This is a genomic window from Enterococcus sp. 22-H-5-01 (assembly GCF_050310005.1).
In the GTDB taxonomy this organism is placed as follows: domain Bacteria; phylum Bacillota; class Bacilli; order Lactobacillales; family Enterococcaceae; genus Enterococcus_A; species Enterococcus_A hailinensis.
This window is the reverse complement of the sequence record NZ_CP189993.1, coordinates 1,121,312-1,134,187: the sequence shown is the minus strand read 5'-3', so window position 1 is coordinate 1,134,187 and position 12,876 is coordinate 1,121,312. Positions and strand designations below refer to the sequence as shown.

Annotated in this window: 12 protein-coding genes and 1 other annotated feature; of the genes, 11 read left to right on the top strand and 1 reads right to left on the bottom strand. The window is 37.2% G+C overall.

Going from position 1 to position 12,876, the window contains the following annotated elements; all coding sequences use genetic code 11:
- Positions 1-37 precede the first annotated feature (37 nt).
- Entirely contained in the window at positions 38-958 is a 921-nt protein-coding gene (locus tag ACQKTA_RS05810) for a ketopantoate reductase family protein (RefSeq protein WP_427813092.1), read from the bottom strand.
- A gap of 146 nt (positions 959-1,104) precedes the next feature.
- Here ACQKTA_RS05810 and ACQKTA_RS05805 point away from each other — a divergent pair, with 146 nt between their 5' ends.
- The 11 genes from ACQKTA_RS05805 (at position 1,105) to ACQKTA_RS05755 (ending at position 12,876) form a co-directional block, all read left to right on the top strand.
- Positions 1,105-1,608, top strand: coding sequence for a TetR/AcrR family transcriptional regulator (locus tag ACQKTA_RS05805; RefSeq protein WP_427813091.1), 504 nt, complete (start codon positions 1,105-1,107; stop codon positions 1,606-1,608).
- 68 nt (positions 1,609-1,676) lie between these two features.
- Positions 1,677-4,355 carry a sigma 54-interacting transcriptional regulator gene (locus ACQKTA_RS05800; protein WP_427813090.1) on the top strand — a complete coding sequence of 893 codons (2,679 nt, stop codon included), beginning with the start codon at positions 1,677-1,679 and terminating at the stop codon, positions 4,353-4,355.
- A 119-nt stretch (positions 4,356-4,474) separates the two neighbouring features.
- Positions 4,475-4,792 carry a PTS sugar transporter subunit IIB gene (locus ACQKTA_RS05795; protein WP_407857240.1) on the top strand — a complete coding sequence of 106 codons (318 nt, stop codon included), beginning with the start codon at positions 4,475-4,477 and terminating at the stop codon, positions 4,790-4,792.
- 20 nt (positions 4,793-4,812) lie between these two features.
- On the top strand, positions 4,813-5,142 hold the full coding sequence (locus tag ACQKTA_RS05790; protein WP_332580882.1) for a PTS lactose/cellobiose transporter subunit IIA: 330 nt from the start codon (positions 4,813-4,815) through the stop codon (positions 5,140-5,142).
- Positions 5,143-5,153: 11 nt separating this feature from the next.
- A complete protein-coding gene (locus ACQKTA_RS05785) occupies positions 5,154-6,296 on the top strand; it encodes a GNAT family N-acetyltransferase (RefSeq protein ID WP_427813089.1) in 1,143 nt (380 codons plus the stop codon).
- A gap of 25 nt (positions 6,297-6,321) precedes the next feature.
- Positions 6,322-7,575 carry a PTS sugar transporter subunit IIC gene (locus ACQKTA_RS05780; protein ID WP_332580880.1) on the top strand — a complete coding sequence of 418 codons (1,254 nt, stop codon included), beginning with the start codon at positions 6,322-6,324 and terminating at the stop codon, positions 7,573-7,575.
- Positions 7,576-7,662: 87 nt separating this feature from the next.
- Positions 7,663-9,054 carry a glycoside hydrolase family 1 protein gene (locus tag ACQKTA_RS05775; RefSeq protein WP_427813088.1) on the top strand — a complete coding sequence of 464 codons (1,392 nt, stop codon included), beginning with the start codon at positions 7,663-7,665 and terminating at the stop codon, positions 9,052-9,054.
- A 33-nt stretch (positions 9,055-9,087) separates the two neighbouring features.
- On the top strand, positions 9,088-10,179 hold the full coding sequence (locus ACQKTA_RS05770) for a DUF871 domain-containing protein (RefSeq protein WP_427813087.1): 1,092 nt from the start codon (positions 9,088-9,090) through the stop codon (positions 10,177-10,179).
- Between the two features lie 79 nt (positions 10,180-10,258).
- Positions 10,259-10,483: a binding site (T-box leader), on the top strand.
- A 242-nt stretch (positions 10,484-10,725) separates the two neighbouring features.
- Positions 10,726-11,367, top strand: a complete 642-nt coding sequence (locus ACQKTA_RS05765) for an amino acid ABC transporter permease (protein WP_427813086.1) — start codon at positions 10,726-10,728, stop codon at positions 11,365-11,367.
- 13 nt (positions 11,368-11,380) lie between these two features.
- Positions 11,381-12,016, top strand: coding sequence for an amino acid ABC transporter ATP-binding protein (locus tag ACQKTA_RS05760; RefSeq protein WP_427814516.1), 636 nt, complete (start codon positions 11,381-11,383; stop codon positions 12,014-12,016).
- Between the two features lie 29 nt (positions 12,017-12,045).
- Entirely contained in the window at positions 12,046-12,876 is an 831-nt protein-coding gene (locus ACQKTA_RS05755; protein ID WP_427813085.1) for a transporter substrate-binding domain-containing protein, read from the top strand.

The window sequence follows — 12,876 nt, the reverse complement described above, 5'->3', positions numbered from 1 at the left end:
TTGGAGGGGTTGTTTGCTTCTATATAATAATGAAATATTATACAGAAGCTTCATATTTTTCTTTTGTCTGATTTAACAAGGCTTTAAGTACAGGCTGCTTTTCCAATGAATAGTGCATAAATGTATCAATCAAATGATAGACCTCTTTAAAATCTCCTTGGACCATTTGACTAATAGGAAGACCGTAGTAAATGGTGAATAGACCTCTAGTGAATTTTGGATGAGAGAACAATATCTTTTGTTTCTTAGGCAGAATGTCGATGTTAGCCGTTTCTAATACATCGTTCCCATCTTTTAAAGCTTGAGCTAAAAGCTCCAAGCGTCTTGGATTTTTTGTTTTATTTGAAGAATCGTAGACATAGTCAAAAGAATTTTGGATCATGATCATCACGGCATGACTTTTTAGCCAATCATCCATCTGTACTTCATACTCCCAAGCGTAATTTGTATGTTTAAAAAGTTGATCCAATAATGGTTGCACCGTGAACCGTGTTTTGATTGACCCAATCTTCATTTTTCCTTTTCCAAAGCGCAACACAGTAGTGCCATTAGAGTTATTCGTTCCGCCAGTCATTTGAAAGCCAAAGAGGATTGTTTTTTTGACGCGACTTTTTTCTTGCACTATTTTTTCTAGAGCGGCTGCATCCAATTGATTCCCGACGAATACGATCAGCGGACTATTATTATTCGCCAAAGAGTCGATAACTTGTGGGAAGTCACTATACTTCATCGTCACAAAAATAATGTCGTAACGATCAGCGGCTTTAAGTGTATCAATAACTTCTAACTGATCATTGGTCTGTTTTCGTTGCAAGCTATGATTCAATACTAGTCCGTTATCGATCAGTGTATCTTTTCTCTTTCCTCTCGCTAAAAGTGTGACGTGATTCGCTCCTTTATTGAGCGAATGTGCCAAAAAGCTTCCTTGGATACCAGCACCATAAATTAAAACCTTCATTCTTTCACTCCTTATAATTAATCAACAGCTGTTGATTAATCAACTTGTGTACACTATACTAAAATAATATAGTATGCTATTCAATCAACAGAAAAACAAAAGTGTTGATAAATAGACAGAAGTTAAAAATTGAATGGAGTTTCATTATGGATCGGCGTAAAAGAAAAACACAACAAGGTATTACTGATACTTTTTATCAGTTGCTACAAAAAAAAGCATATGAGGAGATTTCAGTTAGTCAAATTTGCCAATTAACAGATATTAATAGAGGAACGTTCTACCTGCATTTTATTGATAAAGACGATTTGTTGGAAAAAAGTATTCGACATGAAATGGATGAATTAATCCATTATTGTGAAGCAAATGGAGGAAACAATAATCAACAAAAGATTGAGCGAACCTTTGAGTATGTGGATCACCATAGAGAACGATTAAGTAAATTGTTCAAGGCGGATAAACAAGGTTTTTTTGCGCATGTACAATTGGAGTATTTAAGCCAGCAATTAGTTGATGTACCAGAATTGACGGCTATCTTTTTTACGCACGGCTTAATGGGGCTATTGGAACACTACCTAACTTGTGATGTCTCTAAAAAAGAAATTGCGGAAATATTAGAAAATATTACTATAGCCTTTTCGCCAAGTAACTAAGCTATAGAAATGTAAATTAAAAAAAGGTACAATGAAAACGGTTTATGTATCTTTCGGGAGGGATTGTAGTGAAGTCAAGAAAAGATGAAGTGCTAGAAATTTTAAAGTCAAATCCGAACGAACAAACAGCACAAACATTAGCAGATCAGATGAATGTTGACCGTACGAACATTAGCCGTTACCTGAATGAATTAACGAAAGAAGGTCGCGTAAAAAAAATCGATGGCCGTCCAGTTAAATTCCAAATTGCCAGTGTAACAGCTGAAACACATATTAATTTTGATAATTTGATCGGACGTGAAGAATCACTGAAAAGTCAAATTCAAAAATCAAAAGCAGCAATTTTATACCCGCCGCGGGGATTACACACCATTATTTTTGGTGAAACGGGAACCGGAAAAACAATGTTTGCAGAATGCATGTATCGTTTTGCTGTTTCAGCAAACGTTTTAGCTGAGACCGCACCTTTTATCACCTTTAACTGTGCAGATTATGCGCAAAACCCTCAATTACTTTATGGTCATATATTTGGTGTAAAGCGTGGTGCCTTTACTGGTGCAGAAGAAAACCGCGAAGGACTGATGGAAAAAGCTGATGGTGGTATTTTGTTTCTAGATGAGATCCATCGTTTACCGCCTGAAGGTCAAGAAATGTTATTTACTTTTATTGATAAGGGTACTTTTCGTTCTTTAGGTGATGGAAAAGAAAAACAGGCCTCGGTCCAAATCATCGGAGCGACCACCGAAACGAGTTCGACATTCTTGTCGACATTCAATCGGAGGATTCCGATGCAAATAGAATTGCCATCCTTGGCAGAGCGTTCATTGGATGAACGATTAGCGATCATCAAGGAGTTTTTACAACAAGAAGCCAATCGGTTGATGCAAGAAATCGCGATCGACAAACGTAGTCTCTTAGCTTTTTTACTGTATCAAGCTGAAGGAAATATTGGTCAACTAAAACGTGATTTAAAGCTGGTCTGTGCCAAAGCTTTTCTGCACCATCAAACGAGCAATGATTCAGAAAAGCTGATGATCATTGAGGAAGACTTGCCATTAGTGGTTCAAAAGGGTCTTTTGCGAATGAACGATGTACAAGATGCGATGCTGCCTTTTATGGATAAACGAAACCTTTATTTGACCTTAAAGCCAGGGACGGAGGAAGTGGTTTGGGGTCAAGATCCAAATAAAGATATGGAAGTTTATCATTCAATCACGTATAAACTTGAAAAATTAGGACGGGAAAACTTATCAGAAATCGATCTAGAAGAATTGATCTCTGATGACGTGGACCAATATTTTGAAAATTATGTGGAAGAATTGTCGCATACGAATGCCTATCGCGAGATCATTTCAGATGATCTTTGGAAGCTAGTCAATGAACTTTATGATTTTGCGGCGAAGCGAATGAAACGCGAGTATGATGAAAAAGTTCGTTTTGCTTTTGCCTTGCATATCAATTCGACAATCGAACGTATCCGGGGGAATCAATTTATTTCACATCCAAATCTAAATGATATCCGCCGTAATTATTCAAAAGAATTTCAAATCGCGATCGAATTTTCAAATCGGATCGAAGAGGCCTATAATATTATGATTCCATTGGATGAGATTGGCTTTATTACGATGTTTTTAACAATGGATAACCATGAGAAACAAAAAATCGATGAACGGCAAGTGGCTGTTCTAGTAGTGATGCATGGTAAATCAACCGCTTCAAGTATGTTGGAAACCGTTCAAGAATTATTAGGAACAACTAAAGGTTTTGCTTTTAATATGCCCTTGACGGTCGGAACGGAGACTATGTATAGCCAAATTAAAAATTATATCCAACAACAACGAGAAGAATTCGGTGAGGGAATTATTTTGATGACGGATATGGGTTCACCTAATAATTTTGGGAACTTGATTTTTCATGAAATGGGGATTCGAACACGCGTGATCTCGATGGCTAGTACGATGTTAGTCTTGGAAAGTTTGCGACTGGCTACGTTAGGTCGATCATTAGAAGAAATTTATACTAGTGTGATGACGATGTTCCAAACAATGGTCCGACTCGAGGAGCCAGTTAAGAAAGATGAGAAAAAAGTGATCATCGTTGCTTGTTTTACTGGTGAGGGAGTTTCTAAACGATTGAATGAAGTTGTTTCGCAAATCGTTAATTTGGATGAATATGAAGTGATTCAAATGCAGTCGTTAGAACGAGAAAGCTTCAAACATCGGATCGACCAGTTAGTGACACATAAAGATATCGTAGCGATCATCGGGACGATGGAAATCCATTATCAAAAGATTCCTTTTATTCCTGCGATGGATCTATTTAAACGTGATAAGATTTTAGAATTTCAAGATTTGATTGGCAGTACGATCACGCTGCCAGAAATGGTCGATTCATTGACAAAGAATTTTACTCCTGAGATAGACGTCAAAACATTGTTTTTAATGATCGAGGATGTCCTAAAATTTATTCGGCGAGACAATGAATTGATTATAGAAAATACTGCGATGCAAGCATTGAGTATCCACATCGCTTTTTTAGTCGATAAAATAAAAAAAGAAGAAGATCGGCCACTCTTTGATGATGTAAAATGTTTCCATCAAGAAAATATTCTCTTTTTCAATCAAGTCGCGTCTAAATTGACGTTGATCGAAAATCAATTTGGTGTACGCTTTACAGAAGACGATATTGCTTATATTGTTAAAACGTTAGTGGACAATCGCGTAAAACTTGGATTACACAGTGTGTAATCCAAGTTTTTTTGTGTGTATTTTGAAAACCTTATCATAACGCTTTCTGTGCAAGGTTAAAGTTGGCACGGCAATTGCTTTATATAAAGTGAACAATAAAATATTAAGGAGTGTTCGTTATGAAAAGAATTATGTTAGTTTGTGCAGCAGGTATGAGTACAAGTTTATTAGTAACTAAAATGGAAAAAGCTGCGGAAGCACAAGGATTAGAATCAGATATTTTTGCAGTATCAGCTTCAGAAGCAGATACTAAATTAGAAGATACGGATAAACCAGTGGATGTTCTATTATTAGGTCCTCAAGTTCGTTTCATGAAAAATCAATTTGAAACTAAATTAGAACCAAAAGGTATTCCAGTAGATGTAATCGATATGAAAGATTATGGCATGATGAACGGCGAAGCTGTTTTGAATACAGCTCTTAATCTAATGAAATAAACGGATAAGGAGATCGACAAATGAGTGATACGATGACGCAAGAACAACTAGAAGCAGTGATGGGGTTGATCATCAATGCTGGAAATGCCAAAAGCGATGCAATGGAAGCGATTCAAGCGGCTAAAGCAGGAGACTTTGTATTAGCAAAAGAAAAGCTGGAAGCTGCTGATCAAGCATTAGTTGAAGCCCACCATTCACAAACTGGCCTATTAACTGAAGAAGCAAGTGGTAATCCAATGAATGTCACATTGCTAGCAGTTCACAGCCAAGATCATTTAATGACTAGTATTACATTTAAAGATTTAGCAACTGAAGTGGTAGAAATTTATGAACGCTTGGGGAATGAATAGGAAGTGATTTCGTGAAGTTAGTTCGCGATCATGAAACATTAGAAAATATCACGAATTTGATTGAATACGCATTTCAAAAGCACCAGCCGATTATTGACGATTCACTTTTTTTGTCTCGTTATGCCCACGCGGATTGCTATGGCGTTTATCAAGATAAACAACTGACAAATTTAGTAATGGCTAATCATTTTGAGATTCAAGTATTTGATCAAACAGCAAAAATGGCTGGTATTGGTTATGTAGCAAGTTATCCTGAATATCGCGGAAAAGGCGGAATCAGTACGATCATGTCAGAACTTTTAGCTGATTTGCATCAACAAGAAGTTGCAGTTTCACAATTAGCGCCTTTTTCCGAAGCATTCTATCGACAATTTGGCTATGAAGTAACCAGTAAACAAAAAATCTACGAGATACCAGCAGCAGCCTTTACGTATTTATCAAGTGAGAAAAAAGGCCGAATCGTACGTGGATCTTGGCATCAAATGAAACCGGTTATTCAATCGATTTACCAACGATTACTAAAACAACAGCAAGTTGGTACAGTGATTCGTGAAGATTGGTGGTGGGATCGTTTAGATAGCTATTACGCACAGCGTTTTTACGCCGTGGCATACGATGAACAAGATCAAGAATGCGGTTATCTTATTTACCGAATGCAAGGACAAACTTTATTAGTAGACGAGCTCGCTTATGAAGAGGCTTTTGGCTTACGCAAGTTATTGACTTATTTAAAAGCCCATGTGTCATCATTTAAAGATTTTCTTTATCATGCACCGATGCACGAATGCATTGAGCAGTGTTTTTCTGAACAATCAGCTATTTCAATTACTATTAAACCTTATATGATGAGTCGAATTATTGATATTGAGCAATTATTTTCTAAAATGCCAATTATCCAAAATGAAATTATTTTAGAGGTAGCTGAAGATAGAGAATGTCCGTGGAATGTTGGAAGCTGGCTTATCAGCCAAGGGACTTGTAAAAAAGTACAACAAGCAGGAGCAATCAAAGCATCGATTCATGGTTGGAGCGAATTACTATTAGGTGATCTGACATTGTCAGAAGGAATTTTTCTAGGGAAAGTAACGACGACGAAAGAAATTACTTCGCCTTTGATTCCAAACGGAAAACAAAATTTTTATGATTATTTTTGAGAAAACTTTAGGAGGAATTTAAAAAATGGATAGATTTGTCAATTTTATGGAAAAACACTTTATCCCACATGCATCAAAAATTGGGAACCAGCGTCACTTAGTAGCCATCCGTGATTCATTTACAGTAACGATGCCGTTGATGATTTTAGGGGCGTTAGCGGTAATGTTAAATAACTTGCCGATTCCAGCTTTCCAAAACTTAATGAATGGTATTTTTGGCGGTGAGGCTTGGAAAGGCTTCGGTGGAGCTGTTTGGAACGGAACATTCGGTGTCCTTTCAGTCTTTATCGCTTTCTTGGTGGCTTACAATTTAGCTCGCGGTTATGGTAAAGATCCTGTTGGAACTGGTGTTGTATCAGTTGCTTCATTCTTTACTTTGGGTGCAGCGCTTAGCGGAATGAATTCATCTGGTTTATTCGTAGCTTTAATCGTTGGTATCCTTGTTGCTGAAATCTTCACTCGCTTAGTTGGCAATGAAAAATTAGTTGTTAAAATGCCTGATGGCGTTCCGCCAGCAGTTGCACGTTCATTCGCATCATTATTCCCAGCGATGATCACGATCTCAATTTTTGGTTTGATTGCAGCAATTATTGCTGGTTTTGGTGTAGAAGATATGTTTGCAGCCTTCTATGGAGCAGTTCAAGAGCCATTTATGAGTTTAGCTAATTCTTATTGGTCTGCCTTATTGATCGCATTCATCACACCATTCTTATGGTTCTTCGGTTTACATGGTGCCAACATGATCGATCCATTCATGCAAGCGATCAATGCTCCAGCAATTGAAGCAAACAATGCAGCACTTTCAGCTGGTCAATCAGCACCGTATATCGTCAACAAACCATTTATCGATTCATTTGTAAATATGGGTGGTACAGGGGTAACAATCGGTTTGATCATTGCGATTTATTTAGTTGGCCGTCGAAACAAACCATTCATGGTTGTAAACAACTTAGCTGCAGCACCAGGTATCTTCAATATCAATGAACCGTTGATGTTTGGATTACCACTGGTATTGAATCCGATCATGTTTATTCCATTTATCTTAACTCCAATGGTCTGTGTAACGACTGCTTACTTTGCAACAAGTTTTGGTTGGGTACCGGCTGCGACTGTTATGCCGCCATGGGTAACACCTCCAATCATTGGTGGGTTCTTAGCAACTCAAAGCGTATCAGGAGCTATTTTAGCCGCTGTTAACTTAGTGATTTCAATTGTTATGTATGTTCCATTTGTTATCTTGTCTACTAGACAAGAATTGAAAAAAGGAACTGAAATTTAAGGAGTGACTGAGGGGTTAAGGATCATACGATCCCTAACCCCTTTCTATTTTTATCAAAATTTATCACACAGATTAGGAGAATCAGTAATGAAAAAATTTCCAATGAATTTTTGGTGGGGTGCCGCCACTTCAGGTCCTCAAAGTGAAGGACGTTTCAATAAAAAGCATTCTAATGTATTTGATTACCACTTCGAGATCGAACCTGAAAAATTTCATAATCAAGTAGGTCCAGATGTTGCCTCGAACTTTTATAACAGCTATAAAGAAGACATTCAAATGATGCATTCGATTGGAATGAATAGTTTACGAACAAGTATCCAATGGAGCCGGTTGATCGATGACCTAGAAACGAATAGTGTCAATCAAGAAGCCGTCGATTTTTATAACAACGTCATCGATGCAATGTTAGCAGAAGGTATGACACCTGTAATGAATTTGCATCACTTTGATTTACCCGTGGAACTGTATGATAAATATGGTGGTTGGGAGTCAAAAAAAGTAGTTGACCTTTATGTTGGGTTTGCCAAAAAGTGTTTTGAGTTATTTGGTGACCGAGTAAAATATTGGGCAACTCATAATGAACCAATGGTAGTAGTTGAGGGAGAGTATTTATTCCAATTTCATTATCCAAATATCGTCGATGGAAAAAAAGCTGTCCAAGTGGCGTACAATTTAAATCTAGCTTCAGCTAAAGCAATCGAAACTTTTCGGAAATTAGATCTTAAAGATGCTCAAATCGGAACGATTTTAAATTTAACTCCGACTTATGCGGCTTCCGAAGCGCCAGAAGATCAAGAGGCAGCTCGTATTGCTGAATTATGGAACAATAAAATGTTTTTAGAACCAGCTATTTATGGCCATTTTCCAATTGAATTAGAAGAGTTGCTAACGAAAGATAAAGTATTGTGGGAGACATCCGATGAAGAAAAAGCCATTTTAAAAGCAAACACAGTCGATTTTCTAGGCGTGAACTTCTATCATCCAAATAGAGTCAAAGCACCTGATGTTGCACCGAATTCTGTGGGCGAATGGATGCCAGATCGTTATTACGATGCGTATGATATGCCTGGTCGTCGGGTAAACCTAGATCGTGGTTGGGAAATCTATCCGAAAGCTCTGTATGATATTGCAGTAAATATCAAAGAAAATTATAAAAATATTCCGTGGTATGTCTCTGAAAATGGGATGGGTGTCTCGCATGAAGAACGTTTCAAAAATGCTGAGGGAATGATCGAAGATGATTATCGAATCGATTTCGTTCAAGAACATTTGGAATGGTTGCATAAGGGAATCGAAGAAGGATCAAATTGTTTTGGCTATCATATGTGGACTCCGATCGATTGCTGGTCATGGTTAAATTCTTATAAAAATCGTTATGGGTTTATTTCAAATAATATCCATACTCAAATCAAGACTATCAAAAAATCTGGTCACTGGTTCAAAGAAGTGTCTGAACAAAATGGATTGTCAGATCAATAAAATAATGTAGCTAAATGAGGAGGAAATAAATTAATGAAGCGTGAATTAGGCATTTCTATTTATCCAGATCATAGCGACCCGCAAGCCGATCGTACGTATATCGAAAAAGCGGCCAAGTTAGGCTATTCAAGAATTTTTATGAGTATGTTGGAAGTGACAGAAGGCAAAGAAAAAGTTAGCGAAAAATTTGGTGACATTATTCATTATGCCAAAAATTTAGGCTTTGAAACGATTTTGGATATCGCGCCTTCAATTTTTGATGATTTAGGAATCTCTTATGATGATTTAAGTTTTTTTGCCGAATTAGGGGCAGAAGGAATTCGTTTGGATGAAGGGTTTGATGGAAACAAAGAAGCAATGCTAAGCTACAATCCAGAAGGTTTGGCGATTGAATTGAACATGAGTAATAATGTTGCTTACTTAGACAATATTTTATCCTATGAAGCTAATGAGCCATTCATTTACGGCTGCCACAATTTTTATCCGCAAGAAGGTTCAGCGTTACCTTATGATTTCTTTATCAGTTGTAGTGAACGTTTCAAAGGTCATGGGATCAAAACAGCTGCTTTCGTCACAAGTCATGAAGCACAATATGGACCTTGGGATGTCAATGATGGTCTGCCAACATTAGAGATGCATCGTCATTTGCCAATCGATTTACAAACAAGACATCTTTTTGCAACCGGATTGATCGATACGGTGATTATTGGTAATGCCTATGCTTCGGATGAAGAGCTTGAAAGAGTATCAGCAGTCGATCGCTATAAAGTAAGCTTAGGAATCGAATTTACTCCAGCTGCAACGGAGATTGAACATAAGATCGTAGCAGATAAAAAACATTTTCGCCGGGGAGATATTACATCGATGGCTGTTCGTTCGACTATGGTTCGAGTAAAATATAAAGACATCGAAAACCCAGTCCATGATAATACCGAAGAATTTCAAATCGGCGATGTAGTCGTAGGAAACGATGAATTTGGCAAGTATAAAAATGAATTGCAGATCGTCTTAGAACCACATCGTGATCCACGTAAGAATCTAGTTGGGAAAATTCCGCAAGAAGAATTGATTATGTTAGACTTTTTGAAACCATGGACGAAGTTCCAATTTGTTCCTAAAAATTAAATTTGATTTAAATGAAAAAAAGATGAAAGTATTAGTTGACAAAATCGGTTGACGCGTGTAAAGTATGAAACAACTTAATCAAACGACAATGAAAAGAAGAGTAATGATTGATTTGTTTCAGAGAGTCTCTGGACGGTGAGAAGAGGCAACAGTTAATTGTGAACCACATCTTTGAGTCGATCAGCTGAAGCGAGTAGGCTGGTCCGGTAGAGCCCGTTAGCGCAGAGGTCAGATTGACCAGTTGAGATCGTTCGTTGTGAGACGACGATAAAAAAAGGTGGAACCACGTAATTACGTCCTTTAGTCCTAGCGACTAAAGGATTTTTTTATACCTTCGATTGGATCACTGACCCATTGAGGTTCTTTTTGCGAGAAGAGAACAAAGATGAGGTGGAACCACGTATTTGACGTCCTCTGGTAAGTGATACCAGAGGACTTTTTTTATATCTTCGTTTATTTTAAAAGGATAAGGAAACACAACAAATACTAGATTGAGTAAAAATGATCGAACTGAAATTGGTTCATAGAATGTAGGAGGATGTTAGAATGGATTATTTGACCAATGTTATGCCACAATTACTACAAGGGGCATCGACCACACTGAAATTATTTGCTTATACGATTTTAGGCTCGTTACCTTTAGGAATTTTACTATCCTTTGGATTAGCAAGCCGCTTTAAGCCTTTAAAATGGATCTTGCAATTGTATGTTTGGATCATGCGAGGAACTCCCTTGCTGTTGCAATTGATTTTTGTTTTTTACGGATTGCCATTAGTTGGGATCATCTTTGATCGTTTCGATGCCGCGCTTTTTGCTTTTGTATTAAATTACGCTGCTTATTATGCTGAAATATTTCGTGGTGGAATTCAATCGATTCCAGTGGGACAATATGAAGCTTCTCGAGTTATCGGTTTAACACCGATCCAAACGATCACTCGAATTATTATTCCGCAAGTAACTAAAATTGTTTTACCCTCTGTAGGAAATGAAGTAATTAATTTAGTTAAAGATACTTCTTTAGTTTACATCCTTGGTTTATCAGATGTTATGCGTGCGGGTAAAATTGCGATGGAAAGAGACACCACATTATTACCACTTTTTGGTGTCGCCATTATTTATTTAGTTTTGACTGGTGTGACATCAGTAATCTTGAAACAATTAGAAAATCGTTTGAACTATTATCGTTAGGTTGGTGAAGAAAATGATCGAATTAAAACAAGTAAACAAATCTTTTGGTGACAAAAAAGTAATCAATAATTTAGATTTAGTGATTCCAGATGGACAAATTTTAGCGATTGTCGGACCTTCTGGTGGAGGAAAAACAACGCTATTAAGAACTTTAGCCGGACTAGAATCAGCAGATAGCGGAACCTTTTTATTAGATGGAAAACCTTTTGATCCAACTTCGACAAAAGAACAGGAACAAGTTGTTGGGGTAGTCTTCCAAGATTTCCAATTGTTTCCACATTTAAGTGTTTTAGACAATATTACGATCGGACCACGTTTGGTTTTGAAACAAGATAAAGAAACATATCTGGCAAAAGCCAATCATCTTGCTGAACTTTTAGGGATCGAAGAACTCTTGAACAATTATCCGTACCAACTTTCAGGTGGGCAAAAGCAGCGTTTAGCTATTGCACGGGCAATGGCAATGAATCCTAAAGTCTTAGCGTATGATGAACCAACAAGTGCATTAGATCCAGCTTTACGTCAGCAAGTGGCCAGCTTGATTTTAGAATTGAAAGCAGATGGTGTGACTCAAATCGTGGTTACCCATGATTTGGTCTTTGCAGAAGAAATCGGCGACAAATTATTAAAAGTGGAACCAATTAAATAAACCAATCAATTCAATAGGAGGAATTTCGTATGAAAATGAAAAAATTTGTTTTGGGAATGGTAGCAGTCGCAGCAATAGTAACTTTGGCGGCTTGCGGTAGCAAAAAAGAAGCCAGCGACACAAATAGCTGGAAAACGATCGAAAAAGATAAAAAAGTAACGATCGGTTTGGATGATACTTTCGTACCAATGGGCTTCAAAGATGAAGATGGTAAGATCGTTGGTTTCGATGTTGACTTAGCTAAAGCTGTTTTTAAAGAATATGGCATTGAAGCGAAATTCCAACCCATCGATTGGTCAATGAAAGAAAATGAATTAGATAACGGCACGATCGACTTAATTTGGAATGGTTATACTGTAACAAAATCGCGTGAAAAGAAAGTACTTTTCAGTGATCCATATGCTCAAAACGAACAAGTTTTAGTAACGAAAAAAGATAGCGGCATTACTGATGCTAAAGGTATGAAAGGCAAAGTATTAGGAGCTCAAGAAGGTTCTTCAGGTTACGAAGCTTTCAACAACCAAGCAGATGTCTTGAAAGATAATGTGAAAGACAATGATGCGACGCTATATGCAAGTTTCAATGAAGCAATGATCGACCTAGAAAACAACCGGATCGATGGACTGCTGATCGATAAAGTTTATGCAGATTATTACTTGAAACAAGCCAATAAAATGGATAATTTTAATATTTTCAATGTCGGTTTTACGAATGAAGATTTTGCAGTTGGTGCACGCAAGGGTGATAAGGAATTGATTTCAAAAATCAATAGTGCCTTCAAAAAACTTCAAGAGGATGGCCAATATGCTGAGATTTCCAAAAAATGGTTTGGTGAAGAGTTAACATTACCGAAAGATTAA